Genomic DNA, 20,741 nt, shown 5'->3' with positions numbered 1-20,741 from the left:
CGGGCCGTGAATGTCGTGCAACGGTACGCAAACACCGTGCCCGGTAAACATAGGGGCTGAGACCCCTCCTGTTCAATGGGAAAATGCGCGGGTGAAGCAATGGGGACGAAAGGAAAGCCCTGCGCCCTGCCCCTTCACCGCAAGAAATCCACGCTGCGGGCCGGCGGGCGACCTTCGGCGGGCAAAAGAAAACGGGGGGCGCCTGGCCCCCCGTTCCCTGTCTCTCAGTGCCGGTCAATCACTCGATCATCGGCAGAAGCTGGTCGATCGACTTCTTGGCGTCGCCGTAGAACATCCGCGTATTCTCTTTGTAGAACAGCGGGTTCTCGATCCCGGAATAGCCGGTGCCCTGGCCACGCTTCGACACGAAGACCTGTTTCGCCTTCCAGACCTCCAGCACCGGCATCCCGGCGATGGGCGAGTTCGGATCTTCCTGCGCCGCGGGGTTCACGATGTCATTGGAGCCGATGACGATGACCACATCCGTTTCCGGGAAGTCGTCGTTGATCTCGTCCATTTCCAGCACGATGTCATAGGGCACCTTGGCCTCGGCCAGCAGCACGTTCATGTGCCCCGGCAGACGGCCCGCCACCGGGTGGATGGCGAAGCGGACGTTCTTGCCCTTGGCGCGCAGCTTGCGGGTCAACTCGCTGACCGATTGCTGGGCCTGCGCCACCGCCATGCCGTAGCCCGGGACGATTACCACCGAGTCGGCCTCGTTCAGCGCCGCCGCCACGCCGTCGGCGTCGATGGCGATCTGCTCGCCGGTGATCTCCATCGCCGGGCCCGTGGTGCCGCCGAAGCCGCCCAGGATGACCGAGATGAAGCTGCGGTTCATGGCCTTGCACATGATGTAGGACAGGATCGCCCCGGACGAGCCGACCAGCGCCCCTACCACGATCAGCAGATCGTTCGACAGAGAGAAGCCGATCGCCGCCGCCGCCCAGCCGGAATAGCTGTTCAGCATCGACACCACGACCGGCATGTCGGCGCCGCCGATGCCCATGATGAGGTGATAGCCGATGAAGAAGGCGGCCAGCGTCATCAGAAGCAGCGCCCAGGTGCCCGCGCCCTGGAAATAGAGCACCAGCAGGATCAGCGAGATCAGCGCCGCGCCCGCGTTCAGCATGTGTCCGCCGGGCAGCTTGTTGGCCTTGCCGTCGACCTTGCCCGCCAGTTTGCCATAGGCGATGACCGAGCCGGTGAAGGTCACCGCCCCGATGAAGACGCCGAGGAAGACCTCGATCTTCAGGACCGCAATCTCGGCCGCGGTCTTGTGGGCCACCGTCGCGGCAAAGCCGGACAGCGCGGCCAGCGCGGCGGGATCGTCGTGCAGACCGGCCACGCGGACCATCTCGATATGGCCGTTGTAACCGATGAAGACGGCCGCGAGGCCGACCAGCGAGTGCATCGCCGCGACCAGCTGCGGCATCTCGGTCATCTGCACGCGCTGGGCGACGACCCAGCCACCGGCGCCGCCGATGGCGATCATGACCAGCGAGACCGCCCAGTTACCGGCGCCCGGCCCCATGAGAGTGGCGACGACGGCCAGGGCCATGCCGACAATGCCGTACCAGACGGCGCGCTTGGCGCTTTCCTGGCCCGAGAGCCCGCCCAGCGACTGGATGAAGAGAACGGCCGCGACGACGTAAGCGGCGGTCGTGAAACCATAAGCCATTGTGAACCGCTCCTTACGACTTCTGGAACATGGCGAGCATGCGCCGCGTGACCATGAAGCCACCGAAAATGTTGACGCCGGCCATCAGGACCGAAAGCGCCGCGAGGATCATCACCAGCCAGCTGCCCGAGCCGATCTGCATCAGCGCGCCGAGGATGATGATCGAGGAGATCGCGTTGGTGATCGCCATGAGCGGGGTGTGCAGCGAATGACTGACATTCCAGATGACCTGGAAGCCGACGTAAACCGCCAGCACGAAGACGATGAAATGCGCCATGAAGCTGGCGGGCGCAAAGGCCCCGGCCAGCAGCAAAAGCCCCCCGCCCACCGCCAGCAGCGTGACCTGCTGCTTGGTCTGCGCCTTGAAAGCGGCGACTTCCTGGGCGCGTTTCTCTTCCGGCGTCAGCTCCTTCGGCTTCTCGCGCTTGACGGCGGCGATGGCCTGGATCTTGGGCGGCGGCGGCGGGAAGGTGATGGCGCCGTCCTTGGCGACCGTCGCGCCGCGGATCACGTCATCCTCCATGTTGTGGTTGATGACGCCATCCTTGCCCGGCGTCAGATCGAAGATCATGTGCCGGATATTGTTGGCATAAAGCGTCGAGGCCTGGGTGCCCATCCGGCTGGGGAAGTCGGTGTAGCCGACGATGGTCACGCCGTTCGGCGTCACGATCTTCTGGTCCTTGACCGTCAGGTCGCAATTGCCGCCGCGCTCGGCCGCAAGGTCGACGATGACCGAGCCGCGCTTCATCATCGCCACCATGTCCTCGGTCCAGAGCTTGGGCGCCGGACGGCCGGGGATCAGGGCGGTGGTGATGACGATATCGACCTCGGGCGCCAGTTCGCGGAATTTCTTCAGCTGGGCCTCGCGGAATTCCGGGCTCGAGGGCGCGGCATAGCCGCCGGTGGCGGCGCCGTCCTGCTGGGCCTCGGCGAAATCGAGATAGACGAATTCGGCGCCCATCGATTCGATCTGCTCGGCCACTTCCGGCCGCACGTCGAACGCGAGCGTGATGGCACCGAGCGAGGTCGAGGTGCCGATGGCCGCCAGACCCGCGACACCGGCGCCGACCACCAGCACCTTGGCCGGCGGCACCTTGCCCGCGGCCGTCACCTGCCCGGTGAAGAAGCGGCCGAAGTTGTTGCCGGCCTCGATCACCGCGCGGTAGCCGGCGATGTTGGCCATCGACGACAGCGCGTCCATCTTCTGCGCACGGCTGATGCGCGGCACCATGTCCATGGCGACGACGGTGGCGCCCTTTTCCTTGGCCAGTTCCAGCATTTCCGCGTTCTGCGCGGGCCAGAAGAAGGCGATCAGCGTCTGGTCGGGGCGCAGACGGCCCATTTCCTCGGCCGTGGCCTCGCGCACTTTCACCACCACATCGGCAGCGGCGAAGAGGGCGTCGGCCGAGGGGACGATTTCCACGCCCGCGGCGGCATAGGCGGCATCCTCGAAGCCCGAGGCGGCACCCGCCCCGGTCTCGATCACGCAGCTATGGCCAAGCTTTTGCAGTTGCAGCGCCGAGTCCGGCGTCATGGCGACCCGGTTTTCACCCGGGAATATCTCTTTCGGTGCCCCGATCTTCACGTTGGTCCTCCGTTGCAAGGGCCGGGCGAGGCGCCGCCCGTCTGGTCGTCGGGCGCTGAATAACCCGCGCAAGATTATTTCACAAGAACGTGCGCGCGCTAACACCTTCGGCATGCGTGATGCCGGCAACGGTGGCAATCGTTCGGGCGCCTCGCCTGCCCGCCCGTCAGCGCACCAGCCAGGGGTTCGGCGAGGGGCAGGACAGGTCGAGGAGTTCCAGCTCGGCCCGCGCCAGATCGAGGCCCAGCAGGTCCAGCAGCACCTCTTCCCCCGCCTCCAGGAGCGAGGTCTGCTGACCCAGCAGCGAGCCCCCCAGCGGCAGACGCGGCAGATTGTGGCCATAGACCCCCAGCGTCAGGCTGTTCAGCACCGACAACAGGTTGGCAACCACGCCCTCGGAGGGCGAGAAGGTGACCCGCGGCTCGGTTTCATAGCGCGCGCGGGTGAAGCCAAAGCCGGTGCGCGTGACGTCGCGCATCCCGTCGGTGCTCAGTTCCAGCGGCACCAGCGCGCCCACAAGCCCCGTCAGCCGCATCGACAGGTCGATATCGACCAGCCGCGCGTCGATCGGCTGGAAATCGGCGACCACCGCCAGAGGATCAGTGGCGCAGGCGTCGCCCTGGTCGGTCAGCACCGCCTCGGCGCTGGCCACGCGCAGGCTGATATTGAGGTCAAGCAGGCCCAGCAGGCGGATCGTGTTCAGATCGACCCGGATCTGCGCCGTGCTGGCCCGGGCCTCGGGGCTGCCGGGGATCACGTTGATCACCATCTGGCGCGAATCGCCGACCCGCACCACGGCGCCGACCTGCTGCTCGCCCAGGTGCAGGCCCACATCGACCGAGGCCACGCGCTCGGCCATCAGTTCGGCGATGGCGAAGACCAGATCGGCCTGCTGGATCGAGGCCGCCCCGATCGGCGCGCCGACATGCAGCCGTCGCACCGAGTCGGGCAGCTGCAGCGCCTGCCCCAGCTGCACGCTGGGGCCAAGGCCCAGTTGCTGCGGGAGCCCGGTGATCGTGGACAGCAGCGCGCCCGCCGACAGGTCGGCATCCAGCACATCGCCATAGGTGAAGGGCTCGCCCGAGGGGGTGAGCAGCGCCGCACTGGCCTCCAGCACACCCGGCAGCGAAACCTGCGTATCGACCCCGCGCCCGCTGCACAGCACATCGGTCTGCACCCCGAGATAGGGCCGCAGCAGGGTTCCCAGAAGCGAGAGTTCGGCCAGGCAATTGCCCAGCGAGAAGCTGACGCGCGGCCGCTCGATCGCCGCGACGGCCTCGCGCCGGACGACCCTGTCCTCGAGCGGGAAGAACAGATCGAGCAGGTACATCTGCGCCGGGGCTTCGACCACGACGCGGACGGCATCGGCGCCCTGCGTGCTGGACTGATCGGCGGTCGGGATGAAATCGGCGCCGCTCAGCACGCCGAAGACGATATCGGAATCGGCAAGCGGCGAGGCCACGAACACCCGGTTGCCGGCCACCGTCTGCCGCGCGGCCTGGCGGGATTCAGCCGCGCCCGTCAGATGCCGGGCCGCCGCCAGCGCCGCCAGATCGGCCTGCGCCTGCACATAGCGGCGTTCGGCATTCAGGGCGGTGACGTCGATGGCCAGCCCCCCTGCCAGCAACAGCACCGGCAGCAGGATCATGAACAAGACGGACACCGCCCCCTTTTCCGAACGGGCGGCCGGGCTATCAGGCATTCCTTACCACCTGATGAAGGAACTGCGCCGGAACGAGTGGAACTCCATCCCGATCAGCCCTCCGAGGATCGCCGCCAGCGTGCCGCGTGTGTCGTAATTGACGGTCACCTGGAGGAGGTCGTTGGCGGGGTCCTGCTGGCAGGTCACGTCCAGCACCCGGTCGGCATCGAGCATCGGCAGGTTGGCGGCCAGCGTCGGCACCCATCGGGCGCCGAGGTCATCGCATTCCGCCTCGGTTTCGGTCGCCTGCGCCTCAGGGAGCGAGGCGCGGGCCAGTTCGTAGGAAAGTTGCTGCACATCGCTCGCAAGCGCCAGGTACAGGCTGGCCGCGGCGATCAGGCCCAGAAGGCCGATCATGAACGGCAAAAGGATCACGAATTCAACGGTGACCGCGCCGCTTTCTTCACGTCTCCAGGCGCGGAGCACCGGTTCGAGAGAGAGTGGATAACGCATGATCTTCACCATTTTGACTGTCACATGACACAAGGCTGCGCCCCGATCGCTCAACTGGCAAGAGAACTCTCGCCGCCAGGGTCGCCGCACAGGAGGCCGGACTTCTCTATGTCGCAGTTTAAATCAGAAAGTCTGAGCCGGTTTTTAGCGCAATGTCATGAATTTCAAATTTATCTTTGATTAACCGTCTCTTGGTGCCATTTTTTCGCCTTTTTCCAGCCAGGAATCTGCCACGGATCACATTTTCGTGAACACTCATCAAACGTCAGATCACCGCGCCTCTCTGACCGTGCATCCCGCCGAATCACCCCAGTGTGGGGGGTGCACAAGATCAAGGCGCCGGAAACCCGGGGATGGTATGATCCTCCCGAACCGCCTCACTCGGAGCCTCGCATGGACGATCAAGCCGCCCCGCCGCCCCTTCCCGTGACCCCGCAACCGGCACCCGCTGCCGCCCCGGCGTCCGCACCCCGGCCCGCGCCGCCGCTCACCGGCGCCGCGCTGCAGGCCGCGTTCGAGAGCACGCATTACCCCTATCCCCACCGTCTGGCCCGCCGCCCCTACGAGGTGGAGAAGGCCAGGCTTCAGGCGGAACTGCTGAAGGTCCAGCTCTGGGCGCAGGAGACCGGGCAGAAATTCGTCATCCTCTTCGAGGGGCGCGATGCCGCGGGCAAGGGCGGTACGATCAAGCGCTTCACCGAACATCTGAACCCGCGCTTCGCCCGGGTCGTGGCGCTGAACAAACCCTCCGAGGCCGAGCGCGGGCAATGGTATTTCCAGCGCTACATCGCCCATCTGCCGACCGCGGGCGAAATGGTCTTCTATGACCGGTCCTGGTACAATCGCGCCGGGGTCGAGCGGGTCATGGGCTTCTGCACGCCCGAGGAATACCTCGAATTCATGCGCCAGGCGCCGGATCTGGAACGGATGCTGGTCCGCTCGGGGATCCGGCTGTACAAATACTGGTTCTCGGTCACGCCCGACGAACAGCGCCGCCGGTTCCTGGAACGCGAGACCGATCCGCTGAAACGCTGGAAACTCTCGCCCATCGACAAGGCCTCGCTGGATCTGTGGGACGAATACACCGCCGCCAAGGAGGCGATGTTCTTCTACACCGACACCGCCGATGCGCCCTGGACCATTGTCAAATCCAAGGACAAGAAACGCGCGCGGCTCAATTGCATGAAGCATTTCCTGGCCTCGCTGGACTATCCCGGCAAGGATCCCGAGATCGTCGGCCAGCCCGATCCGCTGATCGTCGGCCACGCCCGGCATGTGATGAAACACACTGATCTCTAGGGCGACGGCGGGCGGCCCTCAGGCCGCCAGCTGGTCCCAGACCGCCAGCGCGCGGCCCGCGTTCATCACCACCGGGCCGCCGCCCATCTGCAGGCACATGCCCAGCACCTCGGCGAATTCCTCGCGGTTGGCGCCGAGTTTCTGCAACACCTCGATGTGGAAGGCCACGCAATCGTCGCAGCCCTGCACCACGGCGATGCCGATGGCCACGAACTCCTTTTCCTTGGTCGTCAGCGCGCCCGGCTCCTTCACCGCGGCGCTGAGCTGGCCAAAGCCCTTCATCGGCGCGTTGACCGCCTGGATCAGCGCCCGCGAGCGGTGCTTGATGGCGGCGAGATCGGCTTTGGAGTCCATGACATTCCCTTTCGTGCATGCGTCAGCACGGGATGCCATGTCCCGAAGCCCCCCTCCTTGATTCAGGTCAATCGGGCGGCCTAGGCCGCGACCGGCTCGGCCATCGCGTCGAGCACGTCCTGCACCCGGCCGGGCGGCGTCACCGCCAGGTCGAGCCGCGCCAGCGCCGCGATGCGCTGCGCCAGATCACCGTGCAGCGCCTCGAGGCTCTGCCCGGGGGCGAGCCGCCAGGCGGCCCGATGCGGTGCGCCGCTCCAGTCCGGGGCGCGCGAGGCGGCACGGTCGCCCAGCGTCACGACGATATCGAAGGGTGGCGCCCCCTCACCCAGCCAGGTGCCCAGCGGCTTGGCCCAGAGGGGACCGGTGTCATGCCCGCGCTCGGCCAGAAAGGCGATCAGCGCCGCGTCGACCTCGGCCGCGGGGCTCAGCCCGGCGGAAAACGCCTCGATCGCCTCGCCCGCCGCGGCGCGCAACAGGGCCTCGGCCATCAGCGAGGGTCCGGCATTGCCCTGCCCCAGGAACAGCACGTTGCGCACCCGCTTGCCCGGCGCCCCGGCGCCCGGCCAGCCGCGCCCGCCGCAAAGCGCGCCGATCCAGCCCTCGTTCAGCGCCGTCGCCCCCTCGACCGAGGCGGCATAGAGGAGCGAGGTCGCCCGACGCTCCTGCGTGATGAGCCCCGCCTCCTGCAACTGCGCCAGATAGCCCGAAAGGGTCGAGGGTTTCAGCCCCAGCACCGCCCCGATCTCTCCCGCCGCCACCCGGCGCGGGTAATGCCGCATCAAGAGCCGCACCACGGCCAGCCGCTGCGGATGCGCAAGCGCGGCGAAGGCGGCGACGAGATCGGGGTCATGTTCCATGATCTCCGAATTACTGCACCGCAGCATTTGCCACAAGCGGCGCCTGCGACGCCCGCCGAAACGGCCACGCGGCGGTTGCCCGTTTGCCACGCCATGCTAGCTTGGCCCCGAACAGAGGAGGACCCCATGAGCCGTATCGCAACCCGCACCATCGGCGAGGCCGACGTCACCATCCTGACCGATGGCAGCACCGATTTCGGCGCAGCCTTGTTCCCCGCCACCCGGCCCGAGCATATCACCGCGCTGCTGGAGCGGCAGGGCATCGACAAGATCGCCACCAATTTCAACGCGGTGCTGATCCGCAATGGCGGTCGGACGGTGCTGTGCGACGCGGGGCCGCGGAACCTGTTCGGGCCGACCTGCGGCTTCCTGCCCGAGGCGATGGCCGAGGCGGGTGTCGCGCCCGAGGATGTCGATGTGCTCTTCGCCACCCATCTGCACCCTGACCATATCGCCGGCATGATCTCGGCCGAAGGCGCGGCGGTCTTCCCCCGCGCCGAGCTGGTGGTGCGCCGCGATGAACATGGGTTCTGGTCGGACGAGAGCCAGACCGCCCCCCTGCCCGATCCGATCCCGGGCTGGGCGCAGCTGGCCCGGGCGGTGCTGGCGGCCTATGGCGACCGGCTGCGGCTGATCGGGCCCGAGGACGCGATCGCGCCCGGCCTGACCGCCCTGCCGCTGGACGGCCACACCCCGGGGCACGGCGGCTGGCGGCTGTCGAGCGGGCGGGCCCAGCTGATCCATGGCGGCGACATCATCCACGCGCCCGCGCTGCAGGCCATCGACCCCGAGATCGGCATCGCCTTCGACATGGACATGGACCGCGCCCGGGTGACCCGCAAGCGGCTGCTGGACGAGCTGGCCACCGATGGCGCGCTGTTCACCGGCGGGCATTATCTGCGCCCGGCCTTCCATGTCGCGGTGCGGGATGGCAGCGGTTATCGGCTGGAGCGGCCGTGAAGGAGGAAGCGGGGGGCCGGCCCCCCGCACCCCCCGCTCAGGGGGAGCAGGCTCCCCCTGAGAACCCCCCTGCGTATTTGCCGCAGAATGAAATCAGCCGCGGATCGCGTCGATCATCCGCTGCACGTTGTCGGGGTTGGCGTCGGGCGTGATGCCGTGGCCGAGGTTGAAGATATGCGGACCCTGCGAGAAGGTCTGGACGATGCGCTTCGTCTCGGCGGTCAGGGCCGGGCCGCCCTCGACCATGTGATGCGGCGCGAGGTTGCCCTGCACGCAGCCGTCCTTCTGCACATGCGCGGCCGCCCAATCGGCGCTGACCGAATTGTCGAGCGCCACGCAATCGGCCCCCGTCGCCCGGGCGAAGCCGATGTAGCGCTCGCCCGCCTCGCGCGGGAAGGCGATGACCGGCAGGCCGGGGTGGCGGGCCTTCAAGGCGGCAATGATGCGCCTGGTGGGCGCCAGGGCGAAATCGTCGAAATCCTGTCCCCTGAGGCTGCCGGCCCAGCTGTCGAAGAGCTTGACCACCTCGGCCCCGGCTTCGACCTGGGCCGAGAGATATTCGACCGTCGCCGCCTCGAGCACCGAGATAAGCGCCGCAAATCCGTCGCGGTCGCGGGCGATGAAGTCATGCGCCGGGCCCTGATCCTTGGTGCCGCGACCGGCCACCAGATAGGTGGCAACGGTCCAGGGGGCGCCAGCGAAGCCGATCAGCGTCGTCTCGCGCGGCAATGCGCCGGTCAGGATCTTCAGCGTCTCGTAGATCGGGGCCAGCGTCTCGTGCACTTCGGCCGCCGGGCGCAGGGCGGCGACGCCCGCGGCATCGGTCACCGTCTCCATCCGCGGGCCCTCGCCCTCGGCGAACCAGAGCTTCACCCCCAGCGCCTGGCCGATCAGCAGGATATCGGCAAAGAGGATCGCCGCATCGAACCCATAGCGGCGGATCGGCTGCAGGGTGACTTCGGCCGCAAGCTCGGGATTGTAGCACAAGGACAGGAAATCCCCCGCCTGCGCCCGGGTCGCGCGGTATTCCGGCAGATAGCGCCCGGCCTGGCGCATCATCCAGACGGGCGGGACGGCCTGGGTCTCGCCCTTCAGCGCGCGCAGGATCGTCTTGGTCGGGGCGGATGCGTCGGTCACGGGCGTTCCTCCTGAGTTTCGGCCGGGATGGGGCGCGGGCGGCGCGATGTCAAGGAGCGCGACGGTCGCAGCCGGGCCGCGCAAAGATCCGCGAGGCGGCGCGACGGGCGCCCGGGCTTTGTGGACCTCGCCGCCGGGCTCGGCTATGCTTCCCGGCACATCAAGACCGGTGATTGAGTGACGACTCCCCCCGCCTGGCGCCTTTCCGTCGCGCCCATGCTCGACTGGACCGATTCCGCCTGCCGCCAGTTCCACCGGCGGCTGTCGCGGCATGCCCTGCTTTACACGGAAATGGTGACCTCGGCGGCGCTGGTCCGGGGGGGCGCGCTGCACCTGCTGCGATTCGACCCCGCCGAGCAGCCGGTGGCGCTGCAACTGGGCGGCTCGGACCCCGCGGAACTGGCCGAGGCCACACGGCTAGGGGCAGACGCTGGTTACAGCGAGATCAACCTTAATGTCGGCTGCCCCTCGGACCGGGTGCAATCGGGCTGTTTCGGCGCCGTGCTGATGAATACGCCCGGGCTGGTCGGCGAGTGTCTGGCGGCGATGCGCGCGGCGAGCGCGGTCGAGGTCACCGTCAAATGCCGCATCGGCGTCGATGACCAGAACCCGGAAGAGGCGCTGCCCGCCCTCCTGCAGGCGGCGCGGGAGGCGGGCATCCGCCGCGTCACCGTGCATGCGCGGAAGGCCTGGCTGCAGGGCCTCTCGCCCAAGGAAAACCGCGAGGTGCCGCCGCTCGACTACGATCTGGTGGCGCGGATGATCCCGGAATTCCCCGACCTCACGATCTGCGTCAACGGCGGGATCGGCACGCTGGACGAGGCCCGGGCGCTGCTGGCGCGGGGCTTTGCCGGGGTGATGATCGGGCGCGCCGCCTATCACCGCCCGGCCGAGATCCTGGGCCCGGCGGATCGCCTGATCTACGGCGACACCGCGCCCGAGGCTGATCCGCTGGAGGTCGCGGCCGGGATGGAGGACGTGATCGCCGCCCATCTGCAACGCGGCGGGCGGCTGATCGGCGTGACGCGGCACCTGCTGGGGCTTTTCGCCGGGCAACCCGGCGCGCGGCACTGGCGGCGGGCGCTGAGCGAGATGCCGAACGGAACCCTCAGCGATTACCGGGCGTTGGTCGCCGGACTCATGGAAAGGCAAGCGGCATGAAGGCCCCGCTCATCGCCCTGGCAGGGATCGCCCTGACCGCTTGCGTGCCGACGACCGAAGTGGCGCGGCTGCAATCCAACGTCGGCGCCGCGCAGCCCATGGCGATCTATCGGCCGGGCGCGGTCGATCCGCTGGCGCCCGGCCGCTCGAACCAGGAGATGGTCGCCGATTTCCTCGAACTCGGTTTCGCCATGGAGAGCGGGCGGGCGATCCCGGCCTTTTCGCGCTTTGACGGGCCGGTCACCGTGGTCACCCGCGGCGCCCTGCCCGCGACGGCGGTGGCCGACCTCGACCGGCTGATCGGGCGCCTGAACGCCGAGGCCGCGATCGACATCGCCCGCGCGCCGACCGCGCCCGAAGGCGCGAACACCATCACCGTGGAATTCCTGCCGCGGCGGCAGATGCAGGCCGTGGTCCCGGCGGCCGCCTGTTTCGTGGTGCCCAACGTCACCACCTGGCAGGACTTCGTGGCCAACCGCCGCAGCCTGTCGATCGACTGGACCCACGTGGTGCAGCGCACCAGTGCCGCGGTCTTCATCCCCGACGACACCACCCCGCAAGAGATCCGCGACTGCCTGCACGAGGAGATCGGCCAGGCGCTGGGCCCGCTCAACGACCTGTTCCGGCTGGCGGATTCGATCTTCAACGACGACAATTTCCAGACCACGCTGACCGGCTTCGACATGCTGATCCTGCGGGTCTGGAACGCGCCCGAACTGACCCCCGGCATGACGCGCGAGCAGGTGGCGGCGCGGCTGCCCACGCTCTTCAACCGGCTGAACCCGGGCGGGCGCGGCCGGGGCGGCACGCCCGCGGGCGAGACGCCGCGCGCCTGGCAGCTGGCGATCGAACAGGCGCTGTCCTCGGACGGCGGGCTGATGCAGCGCCGCGAGGGGGCCGAGCAGGCGCTGGCCATGGCCCGGGCGCAGGGCTGGACCGACACGCGGCTGGCGCTGAGCCTGATGCTGAACGCCCGCCTCGCGCCGCGCGACCGGGGGGAATCGGCGCTGGACCAGCTGCTGACCGCGGCCGAGATCTATCGTCGCACCCCGGGCGGCGAGGTTCATGCCGCGCATATCGACATGCATCTGGCGGTGCAGGCGCTGGCCACCGGCCAGACGCAGATGGCGCTGGATCTGACCGAACAGGCCCGCCCCTATGCCGAGCGGACCGAGAACGCGGCCTTCCTCGCCTCGCTGGGTTTCATCCGCTCGGAGGCCGAGACGCAGCTGGGCAACACGGCCGAAGGCGACCGGCTGAGGCTCGACTCGATGCCCGCCGCGCGTTATGGCTTCGGTTCCGAGGCTGCAGCGCAGGCCCGATATGAAGAAATCGCCCGGATCGGCAATGCGGCCCAGCGTCTGGCCCGCTTGTAAGGGCGCCGGAACAGAGGCAATCATGGTCATTATCGCGGGTATCGTCATCGGCGCGCTCTGGGGCGGGCTCTCGGCCCGCCGTCACGGCGGCTCGGGCTTCGACATCGCGCAATACGCGGCGGTCTGGGGCATCATCGGCGCGCTGGTCGCCACCGCGCTTGCCGTGGGGATCGACTGGATCGCCTGATGTTTCGCCCCTTCCTCGATCAGCTCCGCCAGCATGCCGTCCCCGTCACCTTGCGGGAATATCTGGGCTTTCTGGAAGCGCTGAAGGCGGGGTTGGCGCAATTCGACCCTGAGGGGTTCTATTACCTCGCCCGCACCACGATGGTGAAGGACGAGAAGCACATCGACCGGTTCGACCGCGCCTTCGCCGCCGCCTTCAAGGGGCTGGAGGCGCTGACACCCGAGGCGGTGCTGGATGCCATCGACCTGCCCGACGACTGGCTGACCAAGATGGCCGAAAAGCACCTCACCGAGGAAGAGCGCGCGCAGATCGAGGCCTTGGGCGGTTTCGACAAGCTGATGGAGACGCTGCGCCAGCGGCTTGAGGAACAAAAGGGCCGCCATCAGGGTGGCAACAAGTGGATCGGCACCGCCGGAACCTCGCCCTTCGGCGCCTATGGCTACAACCCCGAGGGGGTGCGCGTGGGCCAGAAAGAGGGCCGCAACGGCCGCGCGGTCAAGGTCTGGGACAAGCGCGAGTTCCGCAACCTCGACGATTCCGTCGAACTCGGCACCCGCAACATCAAGGTGGCGCTGAAGCGGCTGCGCAACTGGGCGCGCGACGGCGCCGATCAGGAGCTGGATCTGGACGGCACGATCCGCGCCACGGCCGAACAGGGCTGGCTGGACGTGAAGACCCGGCCCGAACGCCGCAACGCGGTGAAAGTGCTGCTGTTTCTGGACGTGGGCGGCTCGATGGATCCCTATGTCAAGGTGGTCGAGGAACTGTTCAGCGCCGCCCGGGCCGAGTTCAAGCACCTCGAACATTTCTACTTCCACAATTGCCTTTACGAATTCGTCTGGAAGGACAACCACCGCCGCTGGGACGCCCGCACCCCGACCTGGGAGGTTCTGCGCACCTATGGCCCTGATTACAAATGCATCTTCGTCGGCGACGCCAATATGTCGCCCTATGAGGTGATGCACGCGGGTGGCGCCAACGAGCATTGGAACGACGAATCCGGCGCCGCCTGGCTGGCCCGGGCGCGCGAGCATTGGGCGCATCACCTCTGGATCAACCCGACGCCCCGGCAATACTGGACCCATTCGCATTCCATCCGCCTCATCAACGAGATCTTCGAAGAGCAGATGGTGCCGATGACGCTGGAAGGCCTGACCGAGGGCATGCGGATGCTGGGCCGCTAGGCAGGCCCGCCGCTTTTCCCGTCATCCCCGCCGAGGCCCGCGCCGCAACGCGGCATGCGACGATTTTGCGGTTGCACAATCGCGATGATTTGGCGAGACGGGGCACAAGGGCCATTGCGGTCCGATTCCCGTGAACCCTCAAGGAAAACAACATCATGAAAACCGGATACCGGCTTCCCGAGGTGACCTTCCACACCCGCGTCCGCGATGACAGCATCGGCGGCCCGAACCCGTTCCGCTGGCAGGACGTGACCACGGCGGATTACTTCGCCGGCAAGCGCGTCGTGCTGTTCTCGCTGCCCGGCGCCTTCACGCCGACCTGCTCGACCTACCAGCTGCCCGGCTTCGAGAACGGCTTCGCCGATTTCGCCGCGCAGGGGATCGACGCGATCTATTGCATGTCGGTTAACGACAGCTTCGTCATGAACCAATGGGCCAAGGCCCAGGGCCTGACGAATGTGCAGGTCATCCCCGATGGCTCGGGCGAATTCACCCGCCGCATGGGCATGCTGGTGCGCAAGGACAACCTGGGCTTCGGCCTGCGGTCCTGGCGCTATGCCGCCGTGGTCAATGACGGCGTGGTCGAGGCCTGGTTCGAAGAGCCGGGGCTCTGCGACAACCACGGCGAAGACCCTTACGGTGTCTCCTCGCCCGAGACCGTGCTGAACTGGCTGGTCGACGCCAACAAGGAACAGGCGGCCTGACCCTGACTGCATCTGCTGAAAGGGCCGGTCCGCGCGACCGGCCCTTTTGCGTTGCGCCATGCATCCCGCGCATGGCGCCACGGCAGCGGCTTGGTTGCTTTCCGGCGGGAATTTGCCTAGATATTCCCCAGCCATCCGCCAGGGGAGGACCCGATGCGCGACCTCAAGCTGCCCGACCAGCGTCACCCCGAAAAGGCGCATCGCCCGGACAACGCGCAGCCGAAGAAACCCGCCTGGATCCGCGTCAAGGCCCCGGGCGGCACGGGCTACAACAAGACGCGCGAGATCATCCGCGAAAACCGCCTCTCGACCGTCTGCGAAGAGGCCGGCTGCCCCAATGTCGGCGAATGCTGGTCGCAGGGCCACGCCACGATGATGATCATGGGCGAGATCTGCACCCGCGGCTGCACCTTCTGCAACGTGGCGACCGGCAAGCCGCAGGCGCTCGATGCCTTCGAGCCCGGGCGCGTGGCCCATGCCGTGGCGACGCTGGGGCTGAAGCATGTGGTCATCACTTCGGTCGACCGCGATGACGTGGCCGATGGCGGGGCCGAGCATTTCGCCCAGACCATCCGCGCCGTGCGCCACCGCGCGCCCGAGACGACGATCGAGATCCTGACCCCCGATTTCCTGCGCTGCGACGCTTCCGCGCTGGAAGTGGTGGTCGCCGCGCGCCCCGATGTCTTCAACCACAACCTCGAAACCGTGCCCGGCCTCTACCCCACCGTCCGCCCCGGCGCGCGCTATTTCCACTCGCTGCGCCTCTTGCAGCGGGTGAAGGAGCTGGACCCGTCGATCTTCACCAAGTCGGGGATCATGGTGGGTCTGGGCGAGGATCGTCAGGGCGTCTTGCAGGTCATGGATGACATGCGCTCGGCCGATGTCGACTTCCTGACCATCGGCCAATATCTGCAACCGACGCCCAAGCACCATTCGGTCGAGCGCTTCGTCACCCCCGAGGAATTCGCCAGCTACGAGAAATCGGCCTATGGCAAGGGGTTCCTGATGGTCTCGGCCACGCCCCTGACCCGCTCCAGCTACCACGCCGGCGACGATTTCGCCCGCCTGCGGGACGCGCGGATGGCGAAACTGGGGTGAGCCTCTGGCCCGCGACGCTGGCCGAATGGGAGGCCTGGCCCGAGGCGACCGAGGCCGAGCGGACGCTGATCGAGGCGGCGCGGGCCGATCAGCCGTGTTGCCTTGGGGACGGTAGCCGACCCGAGGCCTTTGCTCCCGACCGCCACATCCGCGCGCCCCTGATCCGCCTGATCGCCACCGGCGGAACGCCCGAGTGCGGTCTGCCGGGGACTGGGGTTTGGCTACGAGGAGCCTGGATCTCAGTAACTTTGGACCTGCGTCATGCCACAAGCCAAGGTGACTTGGTGTTGGACTTCTGCACGCTCGTCGAGGTACCGCGACTCGTGTATGCCCGGCTGACGCTGCTAAGACTCGACGACAGCGCGCTGCCCGGCCTCTTTGGACAAGGCGCAGAATGGCGCGGATCATTGTATCTGCGCCGCGCTGTGATCTCAGGCACTGTTGACCTCGACGGCGCGACGGTCCACGGGCAGCTATCCTTCGCTGACGCAACCTTAGACGGCAAGGGCGGGAAGGCACTAAACGCTCAAGGAGCAAGGCTGGGAAACTCGCTGTTCCTCGGCGCCGCAACGGTCAAGGGCACTGTCTGTGTCAATGGTGCGCATATCGTTGGACAGATGCACTGCAGTGGTTCGCAACTGTTTGGCAACGGGGACAAAGCGCTAAGCGCGCAAGGTCTATCGCTGACAGACTCCCTCTTCCTCAATGACGCCGTAGTCATGGGAAATGTCTATGTTACCCGCGCAATCATCAGTGGTAATCTCGTCTGCGAGAATGCCATTCTCAACGGCCTCGGCGGTGAGGCGCTGAGTGCACACGGGACGAACCTCTCGGCGTCCCTGTCCTTTAAGGACGCGACGGTCACGGGCAGCATTAACCTCAACGGCGCGACCATCGGCGGGCAGTTTATCTGTGACAATGCGGCCCTGCTTTGCAACGGACCGTTAGCGCTGAGCGCGGAGGGACTCCGGGTTGATCAAAGCTTCTTTTTTCGTCGGCTTCGCGCGGTCACTGGTGGTGTCTTGCTGGGTGCAGCACATGTCGGCAACCTAGTGGACGATCCCGCATCGTGGGCGGTGATCGCCGGCGAGGTCGATTTAGACGGCTTCACCTATGACCGAATTCACAGTGCCACCGACGCCCCGACCCGCCTAGCTTGGCTCGAAAAATGCGCGCAATGGCGCGGCGAGGTCTTTCCCCAGCCCTATACCCAACTCGCCAAGGTATTGGCTGGGACGGGCCATTCCCGATCAGCCCGGCAGGTCCTGCATCGGCGCGAGCAGCGCCTGTCGGAACACCGGCACAAGCTCGACCGCATGCGCCTCGGCCAGCTGGACCTCGAAGGCAAACAGAGCGACCCATTCGCCGCGCAACGGGCTCGTGCCGAAGCCGGACGCTTGCGCATCAGAATGACCGCCACCCGCCTCTGGGCCCTGTTCCTCGACCGGCTCATCGGCTTCGGCTTCCGCCCCGAATTCGCCCTTGCCTGGGCGGCGGGGACCTTTCTTCTGGCAACGCTGGTCTATTGGGTGGCCTACACGACCGGCGGCATGGTGCCGAATTCTGCCGTCGTCATGATCTCGGCGTCCTGGGCCGAGGCGATGGCGCAGGCCCCCGCGGCCCCGGCGCTGGTCTGGACCTCGATGGCCGAGGGCCGGCATTACGAGAGCTTCGCCGCCCTGCCCTATGCACTCGACGTCATCCTGCCGATCGTCGATCTCGGCCAGCAATCCGCCTGGGCGCCGACCACGCAGACCATCCCCGGCACCATCGCCTGGGTCGCGACCTGGATTTTCACCCTCTTCGGCTGGATGCTCTCGGCCCTGCTGGTCGCGGCGCTGACCGGGCTGATCCAGAAGAACCAGCCCGGCACCGATCAATAGATATAGCGGATCTGGTCGGTCCAGTACCGCTCCATCCGTTTGAGCGAATTGTTGATCCGGTCCAGTTCTTCCAGACCGACGATGCCCTTGCCCTCCATCCCTTCGGCATGGCGGGCGAAGAGATCGGCCACGACATCGCGCACCTCCTGCCCTTTCGGGGTCAGGCGAACCCGGACCGAGCGGCGGTCGATCTCGCACCGGGCGTGGTGCATGTAGCCGTTCTCGACCAGTTTCTTCAGGTTGTACGAGACATTCGAGCCCTGGTAATAGCCCCGCGATTTCAGCTCGCCCGCCGTCACCTCGTTGTCGCCCACGTTGAAGAGGAGCAGCGCCTGCACGGCGTTGATGTCGAGGATGCCCAGCCGCTCGAATTCATCCTTGATGACATCGAGCAGCAGCCGGTGGAGCCTTTCCACCAGCGACAGCGAATCGAGATAGCGCGGCAGCAGCTCGGCACTGCCCTCGGCACCGTCCTCGGACGGTCCCTTGACCTGGCGGTGAAAACTCATGCGCGTCTCCGGCCTTTTGACGTTCGTTCGGTTCGATTGACAGAGAATGCACCGCAAATTGCAAACAAGGTGTTAAGCCCGCGCATTTTTCTGACTCATGGCGCGACCGGCAGCGATTGACCCGTCCCGACCCCCATGATCTTGTGCCCGCAACCCAGTCAGGAGCCCTGCATGTCCTTCCCCCTCCGCCCCCTCGCCGTTGCGTTCTGCACCCTCGCCTTCCCGGCCGCGGCCCTTGCCTGCCCCAGCTACGAGACGCCCGGCGCGGCGCTCAGCTTCACGGCCGAGTCGGCCTATGTCCCGCAGGCGATCCCGGTCATCGCCGGGGGCACCATCGACCTTGCCACCTGCCCCGAGACGCAGGGCGTGGGCTATGTCATCGAACAGCCGGATTTCACCATGGCTTATGACGCGCTGAACCTCGGCCGGGCGCTGGAGATCCGGGTGCGGGCCGGCTGCGACGCAGTGCTGCTGGTCAACGCCAGCAACGGCCAATGGCTGTTCAACGACGATGCCGATGCCGCCGATCCCGCCCTCAGGATCGAAAGCGCGCCGAGCGGCCGCTACGACATCTGGGTCGGCACCTATGGCATGGAAAACTGCGAGGCCGAGCTGCAGATCGAGACCTTCTGACCGGCCCGGGGCCCCGTCCCGAGCGACGGGCCCTGCGGCGGGGCCAAGCCGCGGATTTCCTTTGAACCCGGCCGCCCCGCCGCCCGACTTACCCCCGAACTGCCGCGAATTGTTGCAGGATTCTCACCAAGTGCTGAAACCCGAGAGATCGGGATGTGCCTTGACTGAGTCCGAAATCGGTTCCACGCTTCGCCCCGCAACGCCTACTTTTTCAGGAGCAACCATGTCGATTTACACGCGTTTCAAACAAGGATTTCTGATCGCCGCTGCAGGCGGCGCGGCCAGCGTGATGCTGGCCGGTGCCGCGGCAGCGCAGCAATGCCCGGATTGGCAACTCGGCGGGATCCAGATCACCACCGACGCCGATACCGCCTGGACGCCCCAGCAATACCCGCTCTTCGCCGGCGGCGGTCTGAACCTGTCGAACTGCAACAGCGTGCAGGGCGTGGGCTATGTCACCCCGGCCCCGAACTTCACCGTCCAGTACGACGCCCGCAACATGGGCCGCGACCTGGAATTCCGCGTGCAGACCGATTGCGACACCACGCTGCTGGTCAACGATTTCTCGGGCCAGTGGCATTTCTCGGATGACGAGGACGGCACGCTGCAGCCGCGCCTGCGGCTGGCCAATGCCGCCTCGGGGCAATACGACATCTGGGTCGGCAGCTACGGCCCGCAGGCCTGCCAGGCGACGCTGATCGCCGAAACCTTCCCGCCGGGGGGCTCGACCGGCACCACCACCCCGCCCCAGCAGCCCGCGCAACCGACCTGCCCCGACTGGTCGCTGGGCGGCGCCGAAGTGCGCCTGACCACCGGCGCGGGCGGCGACAGCCGTCAGGTCGTGGCCGGCGGCGGTGTCGACCTCTTCGACAACCAATGCGGCATTCAGGCGCATGGCTATGTGGCCCAGGCGCCCGACTTCTCGCTCTACCTCGACACCCAGGGCCAGGTGACCACGCTCGACATCGCCGTGCAGGGCAGCTGCGACACGACGCTGCTGGTCAATGACCCGAACACCTCGTGGGTCTTCAACGACGATGCAACCGACCTGCAGCCGGCCATCCAGATCGGCGACGCGGTCGAGGGCCGCTACGACATCTGGGTCGGCACCTTCGGCCAGGCGACCTGCGATGCCTCGATCACCTTCTCGGCCAGCGGCCCCGCCGTGCAGCAGCCGCAGGCGCCCGCGGGCAAGTGATCGCCCCCTGACTGACGAAAAGGCCGGGTCGCAAGACCCGGCCTTTTTCATGCCCCGCGCGGCCTTCGCCCGGACCGCGCGCTACGCCTTCAGACGCCCGGCGGCATGCGAGGCGATCGCCCCCAGCAGCCCGTCATAGCCCTGCGGTCCCATCGGCTGCGCCCCGGGCTGGCCGATCCGCGCCGTCACCCATTGGTAAAGGTCGTGGTCGTTCTCGCCCAGCAACGCCTCGTAGGTATCGAGGGCGCCTGCGTCCAGGGTCGCGACCTGCTCATCCGCCCAGGGGCCGAGGATCAGGTCCATCTCCTTGATCCCGCGCCGCCAGGACCGCATCCTGAGCCGCTTCAGCCGGTTCTCGACGTCCGTTTCGCTCACCTGTTTTCCCCGTTGCCCGCCGCCTGCAAGCGCAGCGTCTTTTCCAGCCGTCCCATCCGCTCGCCCATGGCCAGAAGCTCGGCCCTGAGGCTGCGCAACTCGCCCAGCGCCACCTTCAGCGCCGGATCGGCCACGCGCGGCTCTTCCTCGGGCGGCGTGACATCGCCGCCCTCGCCCGTCAAGAGCCAGCGCAGCGAGACGCCGAGCAGCGCGGCCAGCATCTGCAGGCGGTTCGCCCGTGGTTCGGATACGTCGTTCTCCCAATCGCGCAGGGTCTTGGCCCTGACGCCCAGCCTCTGGGCCAGCTGCGCCTGGGTCATCTCGGCCGCCTCGCGCCCGGCCGCCAGCCGGTCGCCCAGCGTGGCCCGATCGTCGGTGTACCAGCTTTCCATTCATGTCTCCTCGGTT

Annotated in this window: 21 protein-coding genes; 11 read left to right on the top strand and 10 right to left on the bottom strand. The window is 67.2% G+C overall.

Annotated elements, in window-relative coordinates; genetic code table 11:
• Positions 1-238 precede the first annotated feature (238 nt).
• The 4 genes from DDE23_RS12770 to DDE23_RS12755 all read right to left on the bottom strand — a co-directional run bounded on the left by DDE23_RS12770 (position 239) and on the right by DDE23_RS12755 (position 5,418).
• Positions 239-1,678 (bottom strand): NAD(P)(+) transhydrogenase (Re/Si-specific) subunit beta, encoded by a 1,440-nt coding sequence (locus tag DDE23_RS12770; protein ID WP_107752127.1) that lies wholly within the window; start codon positions 1,676-1,678, stop codon positions 239-241.
• A 13-nt stretch (positions 1,679-1,691) separates the two neighbouring features.
• Entirely contained in the window at positions 1,692-3,263 is a 1,572-nt protein-coding gene (locus DDE23_RS12765) for a Re/Si-specific NAD(P)(+) transhydrogenase subunit alpha (protein WP_107752126.1), read from the bottom strand.
• Between the two features lie 166 nt (positions 3,264-3,429).
• Positions 3,430-4,965 (bottom strand): pilus assembly protein TadG-related protein, encoded by a 1,536-nt coding sequence (locus DDE23_RS12760; protein ID WP_107752125.1) that lies wholly within the window; start codon positions 4,963-4,965, stop codon positions 3,430-3,432.
• 3 nt (positions 4,966-4,968) lie between these two features.
• A complete protein-coding gene (locus DDE23_RS12755; protein WP_133239558.1) occupies positions 4,969-5,418 on the bottom strand; it encodes a TadE/TadG family type IV pilus assembly protein in 450 nt (149 codons plus the stop codon).
• A gap of 393 nt (positions 5,419-5,811) precedes the next feature.
• Between DDE23_RS12755 and ppk2 the strand changes: the two genes are divergently transcribed.
• Positions 5,812-6,717, top strand: a complete 906-nt coding sequence (gene ppk2, locus DDE23_RS12750; RefSeq protein ID WP_107752123.1) for a polyphosphate kinase 2 — start codon at positions 5,812-5,814, stop codon at positions 6,715-6,717.
• An 18-nt stretch (positions 6,718-6,735) separates the two neighbouring features.
• On the opposite strand, the gene DDE23_RS12745 is transcribed toward ppk2, so the two are convergent.
• Together DDE23_RS12745 and DDE23_RS24880 are read right to left on the bottom strand one after the other, a co-directional pair.
• Positions 6,736-7,071, bottom strand: coding sequence for a carboxymuconolactone decarboxylase family protein (locus DDE23_RS12745; protein ID WP_170121852.1), 336 nt, complete (start codon positions 7,069-7,071; stop codon positions 6,736-6,738).
• 80 nt (positions 7,072-7,151) lie between these two features.
• Positions 7,152-7,928 carry a helix-turn-helix domain-containing protein gene (locus DDE23_RS24880; protein WP_170121851.1) on the bottom strand — a complete coding sequence of 259 codons (777 nt, stop codon included), beginning with the start codon at positions 7,926-7,928 and terminating at the stop codon, positions 7,152-7,154.
• Positions 7,929-8,054: 126 nt separating this feature from the next.
• Here DDE23_RS24880 and DDE23_RS12730 point away from each other — a divergent pair, with 126 nt between their 5' ends.
• Positions 8,055-8,888 (top strand): MBL fold metallo-hydrolase, encoded by an 834-nt coding sequence (locus DDE23_RS12730; protein WP_157958019.1) that lies wholly within the window; start codon positions 8,055-8,057, stop codon positions 8,886-8,888.
• A gap of 93 nt (positions 8,889-8,981) precedes the next feature.
• Here the strand turns inward: DDE23_RS12730 and hemE are convergent, their stop codons facing one another.
• Positions 8,982-10,025: a uroporphyrinogen decarboxylase gene (gene hemE / locus DDE23_RS12725; RefSeq protein ID WP_107752120.1), complete on the bottom strand. Its 1,044-nt coding sequence runs from the start codon at positions 10,023-10,025 to the stop codon at positions 8,982-8,984.
• A 216-nt stretch (positions 10,026-10,241) separates the two neighbouring features.
• On the opposite strand from hemE, the gene dusA reads away from it, so the two are divergent.
• The 7 genes from dusA to DDE23_RS24875 all read left to right on the top strand — a co-directional run bounded on the left by dusA (position 10,242) and on the right by DDE23_RS24875 (position 17,618).
• The gene (gene dusA / locus DDE23_RS12720) at positions 10,242-11,186 is read left to right on the top strand and encodes a tRNA dihydrouridine(20/20a) synthase DusA (protein ID WP_238149983.1); all 945 of its coding nucleotides are present in this window, start codon (positions 10,242-10,244) and stop codon (positions 11,184-11,186) included.
• Positions 11,183-12,562: a DUF2927 domain-containing protein gene (locus DDE23_RS12715; protein ID WP_107752118.1), complete on the top strand. Its 1,380-nt coding sequence runs from the start codon at positions 11,183-11,185 to the stop codon at positions 12,560-12,562. Before dusA ends, DDE23_RS12715 begins: the two co-directional genes overlap by 4 nt.
• A gap of 22 nt (positions 12,563-12,584) precedes the next feature.
• Complete coding sequence (locus DDE23_RS25315) at positions 12,585-12,749, top strand: hypothetical protein (protein ID WP_170121850.1); 165 nt, start codon at positions 12,585-12,587, stop codon at positions 12,747-12,749.
• Positions 12,749-13,933 (top strand): vWA domain-containing protein, encoded by a 1,185-nt coding sequence (locus DDE23_RS12710; protein WP_107752117.1) that lies wholly within the window; start codon positions 12,749-12,751, stop codon positions 13,931-13,933. Before DDE23_RS25315 ends, DDE23_RS12710 begins: the two co-directional genes overlap by 1 nt.
• Before the next feature lie 155 nt (positions 13,934-14,088).
• Complete coding sequence (locus DDE23_RS12705) at positions 14,089-14,637, top strand: peroxiredoxin (RefSeq protein ID WP_107752116.1); 549 nt, start codon at positions 14,089-14,091, stop codon at positions 14,635-14,637.
• Between the two features lie 153 nt (positions 14,638-14,790).
• A complete protein-coding gene (gene lipA / locus DDE23_RS12700) occupies positions 14,791-15,735 on the top strand; it encodes a lipoyl synthase (RefSeq protein WP_107752115.1) in 945 nt (314 codons plus the stop codon).
• Positions 15,732-17,618 (top strand): hypothetical protein, encoded by a 1,887-nt coding sequence (locus DDE23_RS24875; protein ID WP_133239556.1) that lies wholly within the window; start codon positions 15,732-15,734, stop codon positions 17,616-17,618. The genes lipA and DDE23_RS24875 overlap by 4 nt, the downstream gene beginning before the upstream one ends.
• Here the strand turns inward: DDE23_RS24875 and DDE23_RS12690 are convergent.
• Positions 17,612-18,127, bottom strand: a complete 516-nt coding sequence (locus DDE23_RS12690) for a MarR family winged helix-turn-helix transcriptional regulator (RefSeq protein WP_107752113.1) — start codon at positions 18,125-18,127, stop codon at positions 17,612-17,614. The genes DDE23_RS24875 and DDE23_RS12690 overlap by 7 nt on opposite strands.
• 171 nt (positions 18,128-18,298) lie before the next feature.
• Between DDE23_RS12690 and DDE23_RS12685 the strand changes: the two genes are divergently transcribed.
• Both DDE23_RS12685 and DDE23_RS12680 read left to right on the top strand, forming a co-directional pair.
• Positions 18,299-18,760 carry a hypothetical protein gene (locus tag DDE23_RS12685; protein WP_107752112.1) on the top strand — a complete coding sequence of 154 codons (462 nt, stop codon included), beginning with the start codon at positions 18,299-18,301 and terminating at the stop codon, positions 18,758-18,760.
• Positions 18,761-18,983: 223 nt separating this feature from the next.
• On the top strand, positions 18,984-19,958 hold the full coding sequence (locus tag DDE23_RS12680; RefSeq protein WP_107752111.1) for a hypothetical protein: 975 nt from the start codon (positions 18,984-18,986) through the stop codon (positions 19,956-19,958).
• Positions 19,959-20,039: 81 nt separating this feature from the next.
• On the opposite strand, the gene DDE23_RS12675 is transcribed toward DDE23_RS12680, so the two are convergent.
• Together DDE23_RS12675 and DDE23_RS12670 are read right to left on the bottom strand one after the other, a co-directional pair.
• A complete protein-coding gene (locus DDE23_RS12675) occupies positions 20,040-20,333 on the bottom strand; it encodes an FAD assembly factor SdhE (RefSeq protein ID WP_107752110.1) in 294 nt (97 codons plus the stop codon).
• Positions 20,330-20,725 carry a helix-turn-helix domain-containing protein gene (locus tag DDE23_RS12670; RefSeq protein WP_107752109.1) on the bottom strand — a complete coding sequence of 132 codons (396 nt, stop codon included), beginning with the start codon at positions 20,723-20,725 and terminating at the stop codon, positions 20,330-20,332. The genes DDE23_RS12675 and DDE23_RS12670 overlap by 4 nt, the downstream gene beginning before the upstream one ends.
• Positions 20,726-20,741: the final 16 nt, after the last annotated feature.

The sequence above is a fragment of the Pararhodobacter aggregans genome (assembly GCF_003075525.1).
GTDB lineage: Bacteria > Pseudomonadota > Alphaproteobacteria > Rhodobacterales > Rhodobacteraceae > Pararhodobacter > Pararhodobacter aggregans.
Note: the sequence above shows the minus strand (reverse complement) of the source record. Positions and strands in the feature narration are given on the sequence as shown.

Bases quoted from the DNA above. Each gene is read 5' to 3' on its own strand.
- lipA (WP_107752115.1), top strand. From the start codon at position 14,791: ATGCGCGACCTCAAGCTGCCCGACCAGCGTCACCCCGAAAAGGCGCAT.
- DDE23_RS12670 (WP_107752109.1), bottom strand. From the start codon at position 20,725: ATGGAAAGCTGGTACACCGACGATCGGGCCACGCTGGGCGACCGGCTG.
- DDE23_RS12770 (WP_107752127.1), bottom strand. From the start codon at position 1,678: ATGGCTTATGGTTTCACGACCGCCGCTTACGTCGTCGCGGCCGTTCTC.
- DDE23_RS12715 (WP_107752118.1), top strand. From the start codon at position 11,183: ATGAAGGCCCCGCTCATCGCCCTGGCAGGGATCGCCCTGACCGCTTGC.
- DDE23_RS12690 (WP_107752113.1), bottom strand. From the start codon at position 18,127: ATGAGTTTTCACCGCCAGGTCAAGGGACCGTCCGAGGACGGTGCCGAG.
- dusA (WP_238149983.1), top strand. From the start codon at position 10,242: ATGCTCGACTGGACCGATTCCGCCTGCCGCCAGTTCCACCGGCGGCTG.
- DDE23_RS12755 (WP_133239558.1), bottom strand. From the start codon at position 5,418: ATGCGTTATCCACTCTCTCTCGAACCGGTGCTCCGCGCCTGGAGACGT.
- DDE23_RS25315 (WP_170121850.1), top strand. From the start codon at position 12,585: ATGGTCATTATCGCGGGTATCGTCATCGGCGCGCTCTGGGGCGGGCTC.
- DDE23_RS12705 (WP_107752116.1), top strand. From the start codon at position 14,089: ATGAAAACCGGATACCGGCTTCCCGAGGTGACCTTCCACACCCGCGTC.
- DDE23_RS12680 (WP_107752111.1), top strand. From the start codon at position 18,984: ATGTCGATTTACACGCGTTTCAAACAAGGATTTCTGATCGCCGCTGCA.
- DDE23_RS12730 (WP_157958019.1), top strand. From the start codon at position 8,055: ATGAGCCGTATCGCAACCCGCACCATCGGCGAGGCCGACGTCACCATC.
- DDE23_RS12760 (WP_107752125.1), bottom strand. From the start codon at position 4,965: ATGCCTGATAGCCCGGCCGCCCGTTCGGAAAAGGGGGCGGTGTCCGTC.
- DDE23_RS24880 (WP_170121851.1), bottom strand. From the start codon at position 7,928: ATGGAACATGACCCCGATCTCGTCGCCGCCTTCGCCGCGCTTGCGCAT.
- DDE23_RS12745 (WP_170121852.1), bottom strand. From the start codon at position 7,071: ATGGACTCCAAAGCCGATCTCGCCGCCATCAAGCACCGCTCGCGGGCG.
- ppk2 (WP_107752123.1), top strand. From the start codon at position 5,812: ATGGACGATCAAGCCGCCCCGCCGCCCCTTCCCGTGACCCCGCAACCG.
- DDE23_RS12710 (WP_107752117.1), top strand. From the start codon at position 12,749: ATGTTTCGCCCCTTCCTCGATCAGCTCCGCCAGCATGCCGTCCCCGTC.
- DDE23_RS12685 (WP_107752112.1), top strand. From the start codon at position 18,299: ATGTCCTTCCCCCTCCGCCCCCTCGCCGTTGCGTTCTGCACCCTCGCC.